Source organism: Streptomyces inhibens, assembly GCF_022221585.1.
Taxonomy (GTDB): domain Bacteria; phylum Actinomycetota; class Actinomycetes; order Streptomycetales; family Streptomycetaceae; genus Streptomyces; species Streptomyces inhibens.
In genome coordinates, this window is sequence record NZ_CP084681.1 from 2,868,569 (window position 1) to 2,887,153 (window position 18,585).

Sequence of the window (18,585 nt, forward strand, 5' to 3'; positions counted from 1 at the left end):
GTCAGGTGCGGGCAAGTCGTTTGAGGAGCAAGGCCGATGCGACCGGCCGCGCCCCGGCCTTGGCGACACCGTCGGCCACTTCCCGGTCCGTGGAGACCACGACGACCGGACGGCCGGGCGGTTCGGCCCTTACCAGCTGACGAATCAACTCATCGGCCGTTACGCCCGGTTTGCTGAAAAGGACCCGGACTCCACGCGGCGGCGCGAGCAGCACCGGCGCCGCCAGCTCCGCACCGTCGAAGACACACGTCATCTCCGCGCCGGTCTGCGCCGCCAGCACCGCGAGACCGCCCAGCAGCCGCAGCCGCTGCTTGTCGAGCGGCATGGTCGGATAGCCGGTTTTGGTGACGTTGTAGCCATCCACCACCAAATGCGCCTGAGGCAGCGCCAGAAGCTGGTCGAGCAGCGCCGGGTCCGTCTCCGACAGCGCCCGCGTGGCAATGTCCTTGGGCGTCATCCGGCCCGGAGCGACCGCCTCGACGGTGTCCGCCGGGTGGACGTTGGCGGGCGGTAGGGCCAGCTCGCGGCGCAGCCCCTGGGCCGCGTCCAGGACCGTGTCCAACAGCAGCCGCAGCCGCATGTCCTCGACGCTGCGCCCCTCGCGGGCGGCCCGCCGGCCGGTCTCCAGCAGCGCCTCGGCCTCGGCGATCCGGGCTTTGAGCCGGCGCAGCTCGCTGTCCGCCGCGGTCTTCTCGGTGGCCGCCCGGTCCCGCGCCTCGGTCAGCGCGGCCTCGGCCTTGCGCACCGCCGCCTCACCGCGCTTGACGTCACTCAGCGCGCTGCGCAGCTTGCGCCGCAGCGATTCGTTCTCCTTGCGGACGGCGTCCAGATCCGTCCTGATGCGTTCGGTGTCCGCACGGGCCTCACCGCGTGCCTGCGCCAGCTCCTCGCGCAGTCCGGCCAGCTCCCGCTCGGCCTCCTCGCCGGCCCGCTCGGCCCGCGCCCGCTGGGCCTCCTCACCCGCCGCCGCGACAAGCTTGACCCAGCCGTCCGGGCGCAGCACATAGGCGGCCGCGGCCACATCGAGCGGATCGGCCGCGGCGGGCGGGTTGCCGTGGTCCAGGGCCTCGGCCAGCTCCGGCTGGGCCTCGCGCAGCTTGGCCGCGATCCGCTGCCGGAAGACCGCATCGCTCTCCAGCGCCGCGGCCATCGCGTTTCCGGCGAACTTGGCCCGACGAGTCGGGGTGAACCGGGCGTACTGCCGCAGCGGCGATGGGAGTTCGGCGACCGTCAGCGCGCCGAACGACTCCGCGGTGAGCGCCACGACCCGGCGCCGTACGCCCTCGGGCAGCGGTCGGTCGAGCACTTCGTCCGCCGCACCCTCGGGTGCGTCGTCACGCTGGGCCCCCGGCTCCCCTTCTGGACGGTCCACCACGGCTGCATCGCTCCGATCTCAGGCGCTCGCGCCCGGACGGTCGACCAGCTCGATCTGGTCGACCGCGTTGCACCAGCGGCAGCGCACGGACTCGATGCTCTCACTGAGAACCTCGCGCTCCTCCACCTTCGGGTCCCCGGCCAGGTCCAGGTGGACGTACTCCACGACCTTGGACTGACGGGTCACATCGAAACGCGTGAGGTTGCCGCACAGCGTGCAACGCCACCGGGTTTCGGCCGTCGGCAGGGGAACAGCCATCGTGTCGTCCTCTTTCGTGCTCATCGATCTCGTGCTGTCGTGCGGTTCACGCGGTGCGCCGTCGGACTGCGGGAGTTCGCAAGGTTATGCCTGCAACCCTACGGCCTGATGGGGGGCCGGTGCGGGCCCCGCCCAGGAGCCGGGACGCGGCGAGGCACTCTGTCCCGATTGCCCCCCATTGAGCCATGATCGCTTCATGACGGCGCCGTCTTCTCCTCCTCGTCTGCCCGGTCTCACCCGTCCCGCGCACCCCGTCCGCTCCCTCAAAGCGCTCTTTTCACGGATGACGAATGTCCTGATCTGCCTGTGCTGCGCGGTCTTCGTGATCGGGCCCGCCTCCGGCCTGAACCGGATATACGGGAGCGGCGACGCCCTGTTGAAGGCCCAGACCGCGTATTTCGAGCGGTGGGGCGTGATCCCGCTGGATCTGTGGAGCGGCTCGGCGCGGGCGCTGATCACCCCGCTCACCGCGCTGTTCGTCCACGGCAGCTGGCTGCATCTGCTCGGCAACATGCTGTTTCTGTACGTCTTCGGCGCGATGGCCGAGGCACGGATGGGCCGGCTGCCGTTCGCCGCCTTTTACCTCATCATCGGCTACCTGGCACTGCTCGGCTACGCGGCCGCACACGCCGGCTCGGGCCAGACGCTGGTGGGCGCCTCCGGCTCGATCTCCGGCGTACTGGGCGCCTTCCTCTACCTCTTCCCCAAGGCCCGGGTCACCAGCGTCTTCCCGTTCCTGTTCTTCCTGCCGCTGCGCTTTCCCGCCTGGATCGTGCTGTTGTTCTGGTTCTTCCTGCAGTGGCAGGCCGCCCAGGACGACCCCCACGGCCCCGGTGTCGCCTACCTCGCGCATGTGGTCGGCTTCGCGCTCGGTTTCCTCTACGCATGGGTCCGCTACGGGAGGGATAGTGTGGGGGCCACCAGGGGGAATGTCCGGGCGACCGAGGGAGAGAGCCAGCCGTGATCACGTCGATCGTGCTCATCAAGACCAGCGTGGACCAGATCCCGGAGATCGCCGAGAAGATCGCCGCACTGGACGGCGTCAGCGAGGTCTACTCGGTCACCGGTGCGCACGACCTGATCGCCATGGTGCGGGTCGCCGCCCACGACGACCTCGCGGATGTCATCCCCGGCCGGATCAGCAAGGTGCCGGGCGTCGCCTCCACGGAGACGCATATCGCCTTCCGTACGTACTCCCAGCACGACCTCGAAGCGGCCTTCGCCATCGGCCTGGACGCGTAGGGCGTGTCCTAGGGCGTGCCCTGGACGCCGCGCCCGACGGCGAAGACCGCTCGGTCCTCGTCGTCAGGCCGAGGTGTCGGGCACGCAACGCCCGTCCTCGGTGCGGTAGTTCCAGCGCGCGCCGTCCGCCACCAGCTCCTTGACCGCCCGCACGAACCGCTCGACATGCTCGTCGGGGGTGCCGGCGCCGAAACTGACCCGGATGGCGTTCAAGGAACGCTCGCCAGGCGCCGTCTCCGGGGCACCGCACTCCCCCGGCTCCTGCGGCTCGCTGCCCAGCAGGGTCCGTACGAGCGGGTGCGCGCAGAACAGCCCGTCGCGCACCCCGATGCCGTACTCGGCGGACAGCGCGGCCGCGAAGTGCGAGCTGTTCCAGCCCTCGACGACGAAAGAGAGCACGCCCACCCGCGGGGCGTCGTCGCCGAAGAGCGAGAGCACATTGACCTCGGGCACCTCGGCCAGGCCCTCGCGGACACGGGCGATCAGCTCCTGCTCGCGGGCGACCAGACCGTCGAAACCGGCCTCGGTCAGCGCCTGGCAGGCGGAGGCGATGGCGTAGGCGCCGATGACGTTCGGCGAACCGGCCTCGTGCCGGGCCGCGGTGGTGTGCCACTCGACGTCCACACCGCCGTCCGTACGGCGGGAGACCTTACGGCTGGCGCCGCCACCCGCGAGGTACGGCTCGGCGGCCTGCAGCCAGTCGGCGCGGCCGGCCAGCACACCGGCGCCGAACGGCGCGTACAGCTTGTGTCCGGAGAAGGCGACCCAGTCGACGTCGAGCTCCGCGATGTCGACGGGGTGGTGCGGGGCGAGCTGCGCCGCGTCCAGCACGATCCGCGCGCCGTGCGCATGCGCGGCGGCCGCCAGCTCCCGCACCGGCCACAGTTCACCGGTCACATTCGACGCACCGGTCACACACACCAGCGCCGGCCCGTACGGCTCGCGCTCGGCCAGTGCCTTCTCCAGCGTGTCCACCGCCTGCTGCGGGGTGCGCGGCGCGTTCAGATACGTCACCGCGGTGTCCGGGCGCTGCTCCCACGGCAGCAGCGAGGCGTGGTGCTCGGTCTCGAAGACGAACACCCGGGTGTTCTGCGGGAGTACGGCGGCGAGCAGGTTGAGCGAGTCGGTGGTGGAGCGGGTGAACACGACCTGGTCGCCCTCCCGTCGCCCACAGCCGAGGAACTTCGCGATGGTGGCGCGGCTGTTCTCGAAGAGGTCGGTGGACAGCTGCGAGAGGTAGCCGGCGCCGCGGTGCACGCTGCCGTAGTACGGGGCGTAGGCGGCCACGTCGTCCCAGACCCGCTGCAGCGCCGGCGCGCTGGCGGCGTAGTCCAGCGCGGCGTAGTCGACCTCGCCGCCGGTCACGAGCGGGACCAGGACATCCCGGCCGAGAACCGGCAGCGGGGCACAAACGGAGCGGTCGGCGGCAACGGCGGAAACAGACATGGCGAACTCCCGTGAGAGATAAGCGAATTCGCTGCGGGGCGGGCGCGTCAGGGTGCGTCACAGCGCACGGCGGAGCGCCGCAGCGTAAAAAGAAAAGGGGTGCGGAAAAAGGGGCCGTCGGCCCTATCGCATTCGCTGATTCACGGAAGTTCTCCCTCGAGGACCAGGATCCCTGGCGAGGGATCCGCGCTTGCCGCAGACCTCGCTGCCTGCGGCCTGGTCATCACCCGGGGCACCCCGCCACGGAAGGAGGGTTGCCGGACAGCGGGCCGGGGCCTATGTCGCTGTCACTCGTGACCTGCGCAGCATCATGCCACACGATCAACAACGCACAAGCCCCGGTCCGTATGACGGACTGGGGCTTGCGTCACACTCTGCGTCACCGGCCGCTCATGCGTTGCTGGCGGCCACCCAGCGCTCCAGCACCCGCTTGGCCGCCCCGGAGTCGATCGAGGCGGCGGCCTTGTCGATACCGGCCCGGATCTGCTCCGCCAGCGGGGCGTCGGCCGGCTCCAGCGCGACCAGCGCCGCCGCGGAGTTCAGCAGCACCGCCTCACGCACCGGCCCGGTCTCCCCGTCCAGCAGCCGGCGGGCCACATCCGCGTTGTACGAGGCGTCCGCACCGCCCAGCGCCTCCACCGGCACCAGCGGAATCCCGACGTCCCGCGGGTCGAAGGCCTCCTCGCGCACCGCACCGTCCCGCACGATCCACACCCGGGAGGTCGCGGTCGTGGTCAGCTCGTCCAGACCGTCGTCGCCGCGGAACACCAGCGCCGAGGAGCCGCGCTCGGCGAGCACCCCGGCCAGGATCGGCGCCATCCGGGCGTCCGCGACGCCGGTCGCCTGGGCGCGGACCTTCGCGGGGTTGGTCAGCGGGCCCAGCACATTGAAGGTGGTACGGATGCCGAGCTGGCCGCGGGCATTGGCGACATGGCGCAGCGCGGGGTGGAACTTCACCGCGAAGCAGAAGGTGATGCCCGCCTCCTCCGCGACCTCGGCGACCCGCCGCGGGGTGAGATCGAGATTGACGCCGAGCTTCTCCAGGACGTCGGAGGCGCCGCTGGCCGAGGACGCCGCGCGGTTGCCGTGCTTGACGACCTTCGCGCCGGTGCCGGCCACCACGATCGAGGACATCGTGGAGATATTGACGGTCTTGGCGCCGTCGCCGCCGGTGCCGACGATATCGACGCTCGGCCCCGGCACCTCGATCAGCCGGGCGTGCGCGTACATCGTCCGGACGAGTCCGGAGATCTCCGCGACGGTCTCGCCCTTGGCCCGCAGCGCCACCGCGAACCCGGCGATCTGGGCGTCGCTGGCCTCGCCCCGCATGATCTTGTCCATCGCCCAGGCGGTGTCGTCCGCGGCGAGGTCACGGCCGTCGAGCAGGGCGTTCAGGATGCCCGGCCAGGTGCGGGCCGCCACGCTGTCGCCGCCAACCGGGGTCACAACGTTCATGGTCCACGCTCCTGGTTCGTCTCCTGCTTATGCCGTCACCCTACCGAGCCGGCGATATGCCGGAGGGCCCCGTCCGATCGCCGGACGGGGCCCTCTGGGTGGCGTACTACCTACGGTGCGCTACGAGGCGCCGAGGTGATCAGTGGTGGCCGTGGCCGCTGGTGATCTCCTGGTACTCCTCGACCGTGGGCTTGGCGATGACGTTGTCCTCGCCGTAGAAGGACTTCGAGAGCTTGGCGCGCAGCTTCTGCGAGCGCGACAGCTTGCGCTCGACGCCGTTCTCGTCGACCTCCGGGCCCAGCTCGAGCGGCTCGGGCTGCTCGTGCTGCGTGAGGACGTGCAGCTGCTCCTGGCTGAGCGGCTCGTGGACCTCGATGAACTCACCGTGCGGCAGGCGCTTGATGATGCCCGACTCGCGGCCGTGCAGCACCTTGTCCTTGTCGCGCCGCTGCAGACCCATGCAGATCCGCTTGGTGGCGATGAAGGCCAGCACCGGAAGGACGAAGAATCCGATCCGGACGAACCAGGTGAGCGAGTTGAGCGACAGGTGGAAGTGCGTGGCCCACAGGTCGTTACCGCCACCGATCAGCATCACGAAGTACGCGACCAGCCAGGCCACACCGAAGCCGGTACGGGTCGGGACGTTGCGCGGGCGGTCCAGGATGTGGTGCTCGCGCTTGTCACCCTTGACCCAGGACTCGACGAACGGGTAGACCGCGATGGCGACCAGGACCAGCGGGAAGATCAGAATCGGGATCAGCACACCGAAGTTGACGGTGTGACCCCAGAAGTTCCACTCCCAGCCCGGCATGACACGGACGAGGCCCTCGGCGAAGCCCATGTACCAGTCCGGCTGCGCACCAGTGGAGACCTGGTCCGGCCGGTACGGCCCTATGGCCCACACGGGGTTGATGCTGGCGATCGCGGCGATCACCGAGATCACACCGAAGACCAGGAAGAAGAAGCCTCCGGCCTTGGCCATGTAGACCGGCAGTAGCGGCATGCCCACGACATTGTTGTTGGTCTTGCCGGCACCCGGGAACTGGGTGTGCTTGTGGTAGAAGACCAGGATCAGGTGCGCCACCAGCAGGCCGAGCATGATGCCCGGCAGCAGCAGCACGTGCACCGTGAAGAACCTCGGGATGATGTCGTGCCCCGGGAACTCCCCGCCGAAGATGAACATCTGCAGGTACGAGCCGACCAGCGGCATCGCCAGGATGACGCCCTCGATGAACCGCACACCGGTACCGGAGAGCAGGTCGTCGGGGAGCGAGTAGCCGGTGAAGCCGGTGAACATGCCCAGCACGAACAGCAGGAAGCCGAACAGCCAGTTGACCTCGCGCGGCTTGCGGAAGGCGCCGGTGAAGAACACCCGCATCATGTGGACCATCATCGCGGCCAGGAAGACCAGCGCGGCCCAGTGGTGGATCTGCCTTATAAGGAGACCGCCCCGGACGTCGAAGCTGATGTTCAGCGTCGACTCGAAGGCCTGCGTCATCCGGATCCCCTGCATGGGCACATAGGAACCGTGATAGGTCACCTCGGCCATGCTCGGGTGGAAGAACAGCGTCAGATAGACACCGGTCAGGATGATGATGATGAAGCTGTAGAGCGCGACCTCACCCAGCATGAAGGACCAGTGGTCCGGGAAGATCTTGCGCATATTGGACTTGGCGAGGCTGTAGATGCCCAGCCGGCCGTCCGCCCAGTCGGCGATCCGCTCGCCCCGTGGCGCCTGGCCACGGCGCGTGGTGGTCGCGCTCGTCTCGTTACTCATCCGCGCTCCCAGAAGCTCGGGCCGACGGGCTCCTCGAAGCCGCTTGCGGCCTCCAGGAAGCCGTCCTTCTCCGTGATGTGCAGCTGCGGCAGGGCGTGTCCGGCCGGACCGAAGATCACCCGACCACCGTCAGAGAGGTCGAACGTCGACTGGTGGCAGGGGCAGAGCACGTGGTGCGTCTGCTGCTCGTACAGGCTGATCGGGCAACCCACGTGGGTGCAGATCTTCGAGTACGCCACGATGCCCTCGTGCGACCAGGACAGTTCGTGCTTGTCCTTGATGTTCTGCGGCTGAATCCGCACGAGCATCAGGGCGTCCTTGGCGATCTTCTCCGCGAACTCCTCGTCGTCGTCCTCCAGCCCCTCGGGCTTGGCGAACGTCAGGGAGCCGACCGCGATGTCCTCGGGACGCAGCGGGAGGTTGGTGGACTGGTTGACGAGCCGGACGCCCTTCTTCCAGTTCGTCGTGCGCAGCTTCGTACCGGGCAGCGGACCGAGGTCGCGCAGCAGCACCACGCCGGAGAGCGGCACCAGGGCCAGCGCACCGAACATCGTGTTGCGGATCAGCTTGCGGCGGCCGAACTGCGACTCCTTCGCACCCTGTGCGAAGTCCGCCAGAACCTTGGCCTTGACCTCGGGCGGAGCCTGGATCGGGTGCCGCTCGTCGGCGACCTCCTCGTCCGACATCAGCGTGCGGGCCCAGTGGACCGCGCCGGCGCCGATGCAGAAGAGCGCCGCGCCGAGCGTCAGACCGAGCGCGAAGTTCAGACCGCTGATGTAGCCGAGCGGCCAGATGTAGACGATCTTGTCGATCGGGATGGCCACGTACGCGGCGATGAAGCCGACCGTGGCGATCATGGACACCAGGAAGAGGAGGGCGACGGTGCGCTCGGAGCGCTTGGCGGCCCGCTCGTCGATGTCCTGGGCGCGGTGCTCGTGGGCCGGCAGGCCCGGGTCGGCGAACGGGTTGTCCGCCGTGGTCACCACGCCTTCGTGAGCCGTCTCCCGCTCACTGGGCAGAATTTCTTCTGGCACGTCTTCGTGTCGTCCAGTCTCGCTCATGACTTCTTGGCCTTCGTAGTCCGGGCTGCGACCCAGATGGCGACCGCGACCAGCGCGCCCAGGCCGAAGATGTAGCCGAAGAGACCCTCACTGACCGGACCGAGACCGCCGAGGTCGAGGCCGCCGGGGCTCTCGGATTCATCGCCGTTGACGGCGCCGAGGTACGCGATGATGTCCTTCTTGTTCTGCTTGCTCAGCGAGCCGTCACCGAAGGAGGGCATGTTCTGCGGGCCGGTTTCCATGGCCTCGTAGATGTGCTTCGGGTCCACGCCCTCGAGCGTCGGCGCGTACTTGCCGTTGGTGAGGGCACCGCCCTTACCGGTGAAGTTATGGCACTGCGCGCAGTTGGTGCGGAACAGTTCGCCGCCCTTGCCGATGTCGGCACCGTCCGAGCTGTACTGCGACTTCTCGGGCACGGTGGGACCGGCGCCCAGCGACGCGACGTAGGCCGCGAGCTGGTCGATCTGGGCGTTGGTGTAGATGTTCTTCTTCCGCGGCACCTGGGCGCCGGGCTGCTGGGCCGGCATACGGCCGGTGCCCACCTGGAAGTCCACGGCCGCGGCGCCGACGCCGACCAGGCTGGGGCCGTCGGTGGTGCCCTGACCGCCGGTGCCGTGGCAGCTGGCGCAGCCCACGGCGAAGAGCTTCTTGCCCTCCTTGATGGCAAGAGACTGGGCGGTGTCATCGGCCTGAGCCTTGTCCGCCGGCGCGAACGCGGCGTACAGCCCCCCAGTGACCGCCAGCGCGAAGAGTAGGACGACGAGCGCCGCCAGCGGATGGCGCCGTCGTGCGGAGAGCTTTTTCACGGATTACCCCGGTGTCAGGATCTTCTGCGTCGATGCTTTGGCTATGTCTGTCTGATATGCGGGTCGGTCGGGACCGGTTACCGGATCAGGTAGATCGTGGCGAAGAGGCCGATCCAGACGACATCGACGAAGTGCCAGTAGTAGGACACGACGATGGCCGCGGTGGCCTGCGTGTGGGTGAACCTCTTGGCCGCGTACGTCCTGCCCAGGACCAGCAGGAAGGCGATCAGACCGCCCGTCACATGCAGTCCGTGGAAGCCGGTGGTCAGGTAGAACACCGAGCCGTACGGGCCGGACGAGAGCGACAGGCCCTCGTGCTTGACCAGCTCCGTGTACTCGAAGACCTGACCGCCGATGAAGATCGCACCCATGACGAAGGTGACCGCGAACCAGGCCCGGAGCTTCTTGACATCGCCACGCTCGGCCGCGAAAACGCCGAGCTGGCAGGTCAGAGAGCTGAGCACCAGGATCGTGGTGTTGGTCGCGGAGAACGGAAGATTCAGCGCATCGGCGGATTCCTTCCAATACTCGGCTCCGGTCACCGATCGAAGGGTGAAGTACATCGCGAAGAGGGCCGCGAAGAACATCAGCTCGGAACTCAGCCAGATGATGGTTCCGACGCTGGTGAGGTTCGGCCGATTGACCGACGGGTGCGCGTGCCCGGTTTCTACTGTCGTTGCTGTCGCCACGACCGACATTATGTCGGTCGCTTATCCCGCCCTCACTCCGGGGGGTGCCGTTCGGTGTGTCAAGGACGTATGCCCTGCTCGTACGGCCCAATTCCGCCGTCGCCCGAAGGGAGGACGCCCGGCGTGGACCGGCCTCCTCCGGCGCCGCCGGGACCGGTCCTGACGGCCCGTCGGGCAGATCTTGGATCCGCTCAACCCCTCCTGCGGGCACCCGCCGCGGGAGTAGCATCCGCCCCACCCGATGCTGTGCCGCTACGAAGCGTGGAGGAACGATGCAGGCGACTGCCACGGTGCTGGTCTACAGCGACAACGCCAACACCCGCGAGCAGGTCCGGCTGGCGGCCGGACGGCGCCCCGCCGCCGATGTCCCGCAGATCGAGATCCTGGAGTGCGCCACCGCACCGGCGGTCCTGGAGGCCCTGGAGCAGGGCGGCATCGACGTCTGTGTGCTGGACGGCGAGACCGCGCCCGCGGGCGGGATGGGTGTCTGCCGGCAGATCAAGGACGAGATCTTCCGGTGCCCGCCGGTGCTGCTGCTGATCGGCCGCCCGCAGGACGCCTGGCTGGCCACCTGGAGCCGGGCGGACGCCGCGGTGACCCATCCGCTGGATCCGGTGGCCTTCGCCGACGCCCTGGCCGGCCTGCTGCGCCGAAAGCACCTCGTACAGGCCTGAGCGGCCTGCTGAGAGCCCCTCAGAGCCCCGGGCGCAGCCGGGCGTCGTCGGCGGGATTCTGCTCGCGCTCGGCCGCTCCTGTGGTGCTGGAGGCCTTGCTCTTCAGTGCGCTGCCGGCGCGCCATTCCTGCCAGGGCATGTTCCAGTCGCCGAAGCCGTTGTCGAACGGCGTCATGGTGTCGCCGCCGCTGTTGACGACCTTGACGATGTCGCCGACCCGCACGGTGTTGAAGAACCACTGGGCGTTGTTCGTGGACATGCCCGTACAGCCGTGGCTGACGTTCGCCGCGCCCTGTGATCCGACGGACCAGGGTGCGGCGTGCACATATTCACCGCTCCAGGTCACCCGGGTGGCCCAGTGGACCGGCAGGTCGTAGGCCTCCGAACTCCCGGCGGCGATGCCGACGGTCGAACTGCGCATCCGTACGAAGCTCTCCTTGCCGAGCACGACCTTGACGCCGTTACGGGTGGAGAAGCCGGGTTTGCCGGTGGTGACGGGGATGGTGTTGATCGTCTCGCCGTTGCGCTTCACCGTCATCTGGTGCGCCGAGGCATCGGTGACGGCCTCCACACGGTCGCCGGTGGTGAGCTTCACGGGCTTGGACGTGCCGCCGTAGAGCCCCTTGGCGATCTTCAGGCCGGCCAGGTTGCTGTGCACCGAGATGGTGGCGTGGGCGGGCCAGTACGTCTTGGGGCGGAAGTGCAGCTTCTTGTCGTCCACCCAGTGCCAGGCGCCCTCGACGCGCGGCATGGAGTCGACCTTCAGGGCGCTCTCCACGATGGCCCGCGCCTTGACGTCCTTGATCGGCTGGCTCAGCTCGGCGGTGACCGGCTGGCCGACGCCGTACTCGCCGCTCTCCGGGCCGAAGACGGCGGTCAACTGGCCGTCGGCATCCGTGGTGTGGACCACGAGCGTCTTGCGGCCGGGAGAACCGTCCTCCTCCTCGGTGCTCACCCGCACCGTGTAGCGGGTGCCGGCGGCCAGTGGCACGGTGGTACGCCAGTGCCTGCCGTCGGCGCTCAGTTCGCCGCGGACGAAGCGGCCGGTGGAATCGGTGGCGGTCACGTCCGTGATCCGCGCCTCATCGCCCTTGACGGAGACCTCAAGCGGCTTGTCGGGGTCCGCTTTCTGCTTTCCGTCGGGGGTGTTGGCCGTGATCTGGTCGCCCGCGTCGTAGGGGTTGGCGGAGAGCTGATCCGACGCCGAGCCCCCGCACGCGGCAGCGCTCACCGCGAGGGGCACGAGCAGGAGGCCGCAGCTCAGCACCGTCCGGGTTCGAGGTCTGTGACTCATGACCCAAAAATATGAAGAATCACCTGTCTCAGCGCGCTGGAGGACTGCAAACGGGTCTGCCCCGGCCCCCCAAACGGGGCGGGCCCGGACACCTGTTGAGGTGTCCGGGCCCGCCGTGGCGCAGTTGCGCCGTGCTCACTGCGTGCGGTTCTCGCCGTGGTAGTACTCGAAGACCCAGCCGAAGAGGCCGACGAGGATCACCGGGAGGGAGAAGTACAGCAGCCACCAGCCGAAGACCACGCCCATGAAGGCGAGCGCACCGCCGACGGCCAGGGACAGCGGCTGCCAGCTGTGCGGGCTGAAGAAGCCCAGCTCACCGGCGTCGTCCGAGACCTCGGCGTTCTCGTTGTCCTGCGCACCCGCGTCGACCCGCCGGGCCGTGAAGGCCAGGTAGTAGCCGACCATGATGCACAGACCGAAGGCCAGGAACAGCGCGGTGGTACCCGCGGGCTCCTTCGACCACAGGCCATAGACGATCGCCATGGCCAGGACGAAGACGGAGAGCCAGATGAACATCTTGCCCTGGATCTTCACTTGCCCGCCTCCTTGCCGCCGGCGAGGGACTTGTCGTCCTCAGTGCCGTGACCGTTGTGCAGCGCGTCAAGGGCCGCGATCTCCGGGTGGTGCAGGTCGAACGCCGGGGATTCGGAGCGAATACGCGGCAGGGTGAGGAAGTTGTGCCGCGGGGGCGGGCAGGACGTCGCCCACTCCAGCGAACGGCCGTAGCCCCAGGGGTCGTCGACCTCGATCTTCTCGCCGTACTTCGCCGTCTTCCACACGTTGTACATGAACGGCAGGATCGACAGGCCCAGCAGGAACGAGCTGATCGTCGAGATGGTGTTCAGCGTCGTGAAGCCGTCGGCCGAGAGGTAGTCCGCGTAACGCCGCGGCATGCCCTCGGCGCCCAGCCAGTGCTGGACGAGGAAGGTGCCGTGGAAGCCGATGAACAGCGTCCAGAAGGTGATCTTGCCGAGGCGCTCGTCCAGCATCTTGCCGGTGAACTTCGGCCACCAGAAGTGGAAGCCGGCGAACATCGCGAAGACGACCGTGCCGAAGACGACGTAGTGGAAGTGCGCCACCACGAAGTACGAGTCGGAGACGTGGAAGTCCATCGGCGGCGAGGCCAGGATGACACCGGTCAGACCACCGAAGGTGAAGGTGATCAGGAAGCCGATCACCCAGAGCATCGGCGTCTCGAAGGACAGTGAGCCCTTCCACATCGTGCCGATCCAGTTGAAGAACTTCACACCGGTCGGCACCGCGATCAGGAACGTCATGAAGGAGAAGAACGGCAACAGCACGCCGCCCGTCACATACATGTGGTGCGCCCACACCGTGACCGAGAGACCGGCAATCGAAATCGTCGCCGCAATCAGACCGATGTAACCGAACATCGGCTTCCGGGAGAAGACCGGAATGATCTCGGAAACGATGCCGAAGAACGGCAGGGCGATGATGTACACCTCGGGATGACCGAAGAACCAGAAGAGGTGCTGCCAGAGCAATGCGCCGCCATTGGCCGCGTCAAATACATGCGCACCGAATTTACGGTCCGCCTCCAGCGCGAACAGCGCCGCCGCCAGCACCGGGAAGGCCAGCAGGACCAGCACACCGGTCAGCAGCACGTTCCAGGTGAAGATCGGCATCCGGAACATCGTCATGCCAGGCGCGCGCATGCAGATGATCGTGGTGATGAAGTTGACCGAACCGAGGATCGTGCCGAAGCCGGAGAAGGCCAGACCCATGATCCACATGTCGGCACCGACGCCCGGCGAACGCACCGCGTCCGAGAGCGGCGAGTACGCGAACCAGCCGAAGTCCGCCGCACCCTGCGGGGTGAGGAAGCCGGCCACCGCGATCAGCGAGCCGAACAGGTAGAGCCAGTAGGCGAACATGTTCAGCCGCGGGAACGCCACGTCGGGCGCGCCGATCTGCAGCGGCATGATCCAGTTCGCGAAGCCCGCGAACAGCGGCGTCGCGAACATCAGCAGCATGATCGTGCCGTGCATCGTGAACGCCTGGTTGAACTGCTCGTTCGACATGATCTGCGTGCCGGGACGGGCCAGCTCGGCGCGCATGAGCAGCGCCATGAGGCCGCCGATGCAGAAGAACGCGAACGACGTGACCAGGTACATCGTGCCGATGGTCTTGTGGTCAGTGGTCGTCAGCCACTTCACGGCAGCGATACCGGGTTGCTTCTTGCGTACAGGCGGTGCTGCCGGAGCCGTATCGGCGGCGGCACCCTGAGGTTCGTTGAGGATGCTCACTGGTTCTTGGTCTCCGCATTCCTGGCGTGATCCGTCTGCTTGATGCCCGACGGCAGGTATCCGGTCTGGCCCTTCTTCGCCAGGTCCTTCAGGTGCTCCCGGTACCGCTCGGGGGAGACGACCTTGACGTTGAAGAGCATCCGAGAGTGGTCGACGCCGCAGAGCTCGGCGCACTTGCCCATGAAGGTGCCCTCCTTGTTGGGGGTCACCTCGAAGACGTTGGTGTGGCCCGGGATGACGTCCTGCTTCATCAGGAACGGCACCACCCAGAAGGAGTGGATGACATCGCGCGACGTCAGCACGAACTGGACCGTCTCGCCCTTCGGCAGCCACAGGGTCGGGCCAGGGTTACCGGTCTGCGGGTTCCGCGTGCCCGGGATACCGACGTCGTAGACACCGTCGGCACCGGCCGGCGCGGTCTTCTTCCACTTGTCCGGGATCGCGGAGAGCGCGCTGGAGTTGATGTTCGTGGTCGACTTGTTGCCGTCCACGTCCTCCAGGTAGTTGAACCCCCAGCTCCACTGGAAGCCCACCACATTGACGACGTGGTCCGGCTTCTTGGAAGTCTTGAGGAGTGCGCTCTCATCGCGCGCGGTGAAGTAGAAAAGCACCGCGATGATGATGAACGGAACAATCGTGTACAAGGCCTCGATCGGCATGTTGTACCGGGTCTGCGCGGGGACCTCCACCTTGGTCCTGCTGCGGCGGTGGAAGATCACGCTCCAAATGATCAGGCCCCACACCAGCACGCCCGTTGCGAGGGCGGCGGCCCAGGAGCCCTGCCAAAGAGAGAGGATCCGCGGCGCCTCGTCGGTGACGGGCGTTGGCATGCCGAGGCGGGGAAAGTCCTTATATGTGCAACCAGTAGCGGTCGCCAGGACCAGGCCCGCAGCAAGCACCTGCGGCAGCTTCCGCCGCATCGGGCGCCGCGACGAGCGGTCGGAGCCGTTGGGACTCACGTAGCGCCTTCCCGAGAGTCTCGCCCGCGCGGTCGGCTGCGGCCTTACTCGCTGGTCGGTCGCCGCCCTGCGTCGGGCAGGGGTTTGGATGTTTATGCGGACCAAACCCTACTGGACGCTATTTGGGGTCGCGCGGGGAGGGTGCCCAACGCGCCGCGACGCACCCCTAAGGGGTGGCCGGCTCCCCCGGGGAGCATCCGCCGGACCCCCGATTACCCGCTCCCACCAGGCATCTGACGGCATGCCCGGCACCGTGCCCGCGCTGCCCGCCGGGCCCCGCGGACGGCCGCCCCGCCCGCCGTGACCCGGGGCCGCGCTCCGCACCCCGGTGGGGCTCCCCCAGGCGTCGGCGGGGGGACTAACGTCTCGTACGTGCCCTACTTCGACGCGGCGTCCGCCGCACCGCTGCATCCCGTCGCCCGTGAGGCCCTGCTCGCCTCGCTCGACGAAGGCTGGGCCGACCCGGCCCGCCTCTACCGCGAGGGGCGGCGCGGCCGACTGCTGCTGGACGCCGCGCGTGAGGCCGCGGCCGAGGCCGTGGGCTGCCGCCCGGACGAGCTGGTTTTCACCCCTTCGGGGACGCAGGCGGTGCATCGGGGCGTCGCCGGGGCGCTGGCGGCCCGGCGGCGTGTCGGCCGCCGGCTGCTGCACTCCGCCGTCGAGCACTCCTCCGTACTGCACGCCGCCGAGGTCCACGAGGCGGCCGGCGGGACCCGCGCGGAGCTGGCCGTGGACCGTACGGGCCGGGTGGCGGCCGACGAGGCCGCCGCCGCGCTCACCCCGGACACCGCGCTGGTCTGTCTCCAGTCCGCCAACCACGAGGTGGGAACCGAACAGCCGGTCGAAGAGGTGGCCGCGCTCTGCCAGGAGGCGGGGGTGCCCCTTCTGGTGGACGCCGCGCAGTCGCTGCCCTGGGGCCCGGTGCCCGGTGCCTGGTCGCTGCTGGCGGCGAGCGCCCACAAGTGGGGCGGTCCGCCCGGGGTGGGGCTGCTCGCGGTCCGCAAGGGGACCCGGTTCGCGCCCCAGGGGCCGTATGACGAGCGGGAGTCCGGCCGTAGCCCGGGGTTCGAGAACATCCCGGGGATCGTGGCCGCCGCGGCTTCACTGCGTGCGCTGCGGACGGCCCCGGAGACCATGGACGAGGCGGCGCGGCTGCGGCGGCTGGTGGAGCGGATCCGCACACGGGTGCCGGAGCTGGTGCCGGATGTGGAGGTGGTCGGCGATCCGGTGCGCCGCCTCCCCCATCTCGTCACCTTCTCCTGTCTCTATGTCGACGGAGAGACGTTGCTGCACGAGCTGGACCGTGCCGGGTTCTCGGTTTCGTCCGGATCGTCCTGTACGTCCAGCACCCTGACGCCGAGCCATGTGCTGCGCGCGATGGGTGTGCTGTCCGAGGGGAATGTGCGGGTCTCGCTGCCGTACGGCACCGCCGAGGCGGATGTGGACCGCTTCCTGGATGTGCTGCCGCAGGTGGTGCGGTCGGTGCGGGAGCGGCTGGGGGTACCGGCGGCGGGGCCGGAGACCGTAGCGGCGACGGCCGGCGGGGCCGCGGCGGCCCCGGCGCCCCACGAGGAGCCCGACGAGCCCGCCGGCCTGGTCGTCGACTCGCTCGGCAGGCGTTGCCCCATCCCGGTCATCGAGCTGGCGAAGGTGATCGGCCAGGTGCCGGTCGGTGGGACGGTGACGGTGCTCTCCGACGACGAGGCGGCCCGGCAGGACATCCCTGCCTGGTGCGCGATGCGCGACCAGGAGTACGTGGGCGAGCGGTCCGCCGAACGCGGCGCCGCGTATGTGGTGCGGCGCCGCGTCTGACGGAAGGGTCCGGCCGGTTCAGGCCAGGTACTGCTGGACCTCGGTCGCGGCCTCGTGACCGTACGCCTTGGTGAAGCGGTCCATGAAGTGGCTGCGGTGCAGCTCGTACTCCTGGGTGCCGACGGTCTCGATGACCAGCGTCGCCAGCATGCAGCCGACCTGGGCGGCGCGCTCCAGGCCGACGCCCCAGGCCAGACCGGACAGGAAGCCGGCCCGGAAGGCGTCGCCGACGCCGGTCGGGTCGGCCTTGGCGTTCTCCTCGGGGACGCCGACCTCGATGGCCGGCTCGCCGACCCGCTCGATGCGGACGCCGTTGGAACCCAGGGTGGTGACGCGGGTGCCGACCTTGGCGAGGATCTCCTCGTCGGTCCAGCCGGTCTTGGTCTCGATCAGGCCCTTCTCGTACTCGTTGGAGAAGAGGTAGGCCGCGTCCTCCAGGAGGGTGCGGATGGCGTCGCCGTCCATACGGGCGATCTGCTGGGAGAAGTCGGCGGCGAAGGGGATCCCACGGCCGCGGCACTCCTCGGTGTGCCGGATCATCGCCTCGGGGTCGTCCGCGCCGATGAGGACGAGGTCCAGACCGCCGACCCGGTCGGCCACGTGCTGGAGCTCGATCAGCCGGGCCTCGCTCATCGCGCCGGTGTAGAAGGAGCCGATCTGGTTGTGGTCGGCGTCGGTGGTGCACACGAAGCGCGCGGTGTGCAGCACCTCGGAGATGCGTACGGAACGGGTGTCGACGCCGTGGCGGTCGAGCCAGGCGCGGTACTCCTCGAAATCGTTGCCCGCGGCGCCGACCAGGATCGGCGCGGTGCCGAGCTGGCCCATGCCGAAGCAGATGTTGGCGGCGACACCGCCGCGGCGGACATCGAGCTGATCGACCAGGAACGAAAGGGAGACCGTATGCAGCTGGTCGGCCACGAGCTGGTCGGCGAAGCGGCCGGGGAAGGTCATCAGGTGGTCGGTGGCGATGGAGCCGGTGACTGCGATACGCACGACGGGTCTGCTCCTGCGGAGGGCGTAGGGGCGGGCGGACGGAGAGCAACGCTACCGGGCACGGTGCGGGGCCACCCGGTCATCCCGGACACTTGGATCTGCTGAAACCAGCAAATAACTACCCAATAGTAGGCCTTTCTCGCCGGCACATGGCTGCGTACGGTGCCTCTATGACCAAGCCTGTGAAAGCCGTCACATCGCGCGCCGCCTGCTCACCCGCCGTATCGGACCCGGAATCGCTCGACGAGCTACGCGGCGACTGCGCCCGGATGGCGGGGCACTGGAAGGCCGGGCGGCGGACCGCGCCGGCACCGGGGCGCGCCTCCGATCTGCACGGGATCAAGGTTCCTGCCACCTCCGCCGCGCTGGTGGACGGAATGTCCGAGTACGGCGACTGAACGATCGCTCGGCGCCCGAACGGCGGTCAACGGGAACCGCGCGCGCCCCCACTCCGTCCCATCGACGTCCACCCCACGG

Annotated in this window: 18 protein-coding genes and 1 riboswitch; of the genes, 5 read left to right on the plus strand and 13 right to left on the minus strand. The window is 68.8% G+C overall.

Annotated features, from left to right (window positions below; translation table 11 throughout):
- Position 1: 1 nt before the first annotated feature.
- Both KI385_RS13275 and KI385_RS13280 read right to left on the minus strand, forming a co-directional pair.
- A complete protein-coding gene (locus tag KI385_RS13275; RefSeq protein WP_238572388.1) occupies positions 2-1,375 on the minus strand; it encodes an NYN domain-containing protein in 1,374 nt (457 codons plus the stop codon).
- 18 nt (positions 1,376-1,393) lie between these two features.
- Positions 1,394-1,633 carry a hypothetical protein gene (locus tag KI385_RS13280; RefSeq protein ID WP_128509371.1) on the minus strand — a complete coding sequence of 80 codons (240 nt, stop codon included), beginning with the start codon at positions 1,631-1,633 and terminating at the stop codon, positions 1,394-1,396.
- Between the two features lie 283 nt (positions 1,634-1,916).
- Here KI385_RS13280 and KI385_RS13285 point away from each other — a divergent pair, with 283 nt between their 5' ends.
- Together KI385_RS13285 and KI385_RS13290 are read left to right on the plus strand one after the other, a co-directional pair.
- A complete protein-coding gene (locus tag KI385_RS13285) occupies positions 1,917-2,597 on the plus strand; it encodes a rhomboid family intramembrane serine protease (RefSeq protein WP_238572389.1) in 681 nt (226 codons plus the stop codon).
- Positions 2,594-2,875 (plus strand): Lrp/AsnC family transcriptional regulator, encoded by a 282-nt coding sequence (locus KI385_RS13290; protein ID WP_006606094.1) that lies wholly within the window; start codon positions 2,594-2,596, stop codon positions 2,873-2,875. The genes KI385_RS13285 and KI385_RS13290 overlap by 4 nt, the downstream gene beginning before the upstream one ends.
- A 63-nt stretch (positions 2,876-2,938) precedes the next feature.
- On the opposite strand, the gene KI385_RS13295 is transcribed toward KI385_RS13290, so the two are convergent.
- The 6 genes from KI385_RS13295 to ctaE form a co-directional block, all read right to left on the minus strand.
- Positions 2,939-4,321, minus strand: a complete 1,383-nt coding sequence (locus KI385_RS13295; RefSeq protein ID WP_238572390.1) for an aminotransferase class V-fold PLP-dependent enzyme — start codon at positions 4,319-4,321, stop codon at positions 2,939-2,941.
- Between the two features lie 181 nt (positions 4,322-4,502).
- Positions 4,503-4,620, minus strand: a riboswitch (SAM riboswitch).
- 91 nt (positions 4,621-4,711) lie between these two features.
- The gene (gene trpD, locus KI385_RS13300; protein ID WP_238572391.1) at positions 4,712-5,776 is read right to left on the minus strand and encodes an anthranilate phosphoribosyltransferase; all 1,065 of its coding nucleotides are present in this window, start codon (positions 5,774-5,776) and stop codon (positions 4,712-4,714) included.
- A gap of 139 nt (positions 5,777-5,915) precedes the next feature.
- Complete coding sequence (qcrB, locus tag KI385_RS13305; RefSeq protein WP_238572392.1) at positions 5,916-7,553, minus strand: cytochrome bc1 complex cytochrome b subunit; 1,638 nt, start codon at positions 7,551-7,553, stop codon at positions 5,916-5,918.
- Positions 7,550-8,614 (minus strand): cytochrome bc1 complex Rieske iron-sulfur subunit, encoded by a 1,065-nt coding sequence (gene qcrA / locus KI385_RS13310; RefSeq protein WP_425356910.1) that lies wholly within the window; start codon positions 8,612-8,614, stop codon positions 7,550-7,552. The genes qcrB and qcrA overlap by 4 nt, the downstream gene beginning before the upstream one ends.
- Entirely contained in the window at positions 8,611-9,420 is an 810-nt protein-coding gene (gene qcrC / locus KI385_RS13315) for a cytochrome bc1 complex diheme cytochrome c subunit (RefSeq protein ID WP_128509368.1), read from the minus strand. Before qcrC ends, qcrA begins: the two co-directional genes overlap by 4 nt.
- Before the next feature lie 77 nt (positions 9,421-9,497).
- Positions 9,498-10,118, minus strand: coding sequence for an aa3-type cytochrome oxidase subunit III (ctaE, locus tag KI385_RS13320; protein WP_238572394.1), 621 nt, complete (start codon positions 10,116-10,118; stop codon positions 9,498-9,500).
- A 263-nt stretch (positions 10,119-10,381) separates the two neighbouring features.
- Here ctaE and KI385_RS13325 point away from each other — a divergent pair, with 263 nt between their 5' ends.
- Positions 10,382-10,783: a DNA-binding transcriptional response regulator gene (locus KI385_RS13325; protein ID WP_238572395.1), complete on the plus strand. Its 402-nt coding sequence runs from the start codon at positions 10,382-10,384 to the stop codon at positions 10,781-10,783.
- Positions 10,784-10,802: 19 nt separating this feature from the next.
- On the opposite strand, the gene KI385_RS13330 is transcribed toward KI385_RS13325, so the two are convergent.
- The 4 genes from KI385_RS13330 to ctaC form a co-directional block, all read right to left on the minus strand.
- The gene (locus KI385_RS13330) at positions 10,803-12,077 is read right to left on the minus strand and encodes a L,D-transpeptidase (protein WP_238572396.1); all 1,275 of its coding nucleotides are present in this window, start codon (positions 12,075-12,077) and stop codon (positions 10,803-10,805) included.
- A 135-nt stretch (positions 12,078-12,212) separates the two neighbouring features.
- Positions 12,213-12,611 carry a cytochrome c oxidase subunit 4 gene (locus KI385_RS13335; RefSeq protein ID WP_238572397.1) on the minus strand — a complete coding sequence of 133 codons (399 nt, stop codon included), beginning with the start codon at positions 12,609-12,611 and terminating at the stop codon, positions 12,213-12,215.
- Positions 12,608-14,344 carry an aa3-type cytochrome oxidase subunit I gene (ctaD, locus tag KI385_RS13340; protein ID WP_238572398.1) on the minus strand — a complete coding sequence of 579 codons (1,737 nt, stop codon included), beginning with the start codon at positions 14,342-14,344 and terminating at the stop codon, positions 12,608-12,610. Before ctaD ends, KI385_RS13335 begins: the two co-directional genes overlap by 4 nt.
- Entirely contained in the window at positions 14,341-15,303 is a 963-nt protein-coding gene (ctaC, locus tag KI385_RS13345; RefSeq protein WP_181923630.1) for an aa3-type cytochrome oxidase subunit II, read from the minus strand. Before ctaC ends, ctaD begins: the two co-directional genes overlap by 4 nt.
- A gap of 372 nt (positions 15,304-15,675) precedes the next feature.
- On the opposite strand from ctaC, the gene KI385_RS13350 reads away from it, so the two are divergent.
- The gene (locus KI385_RS13350) at positions 15,676-17,115 is read left to right on the plus strand and encodes a cysteine desulfurase/sulfurtransferase TusA family protein (protein ID WP_238572399.1); all 1,440 of its coding nucleotides are present in this window, start codon (positions 15,676-15,678) and stop codon (positions 17,113-17,115) included.
- 18 nt (positions 17,116-17,133) lie between these two features.
- Here KI385_RS13350 and KI385_RS13355 read toward each other — a convergent pair whose 3' ends face one another.
- On the minus strand, positions 17,134-18,108 hold the full coding sequence (locus tag KI385_RS13355; RefSeq protein WP_238572401.1) for a carbohydrate kinase family protein: 975 nt from the start codon (positions 18,106-18,108) through the stop codon (positions 17,134-17,136).
- A 170-nt stretch (positions 18,109-18,278) separates the two neighbouring features.
- On the opposite strand from KI385_RS13355, the gene KI385_RS13360 reads away from it, so the two are divergent.
- Complete coding sequence (locus KI385_RS13360) at positions 18,279-18,506, plus strand: hypothetical protein (RefSeq protein WP_238572402.1); 228 nt, start codon at positions 18,279-18,281, stop codon at positions 18,504-18,506.
- The last annotated feature ends 79 nt before the right edge of the window (positions 18,507-18,585 follow it).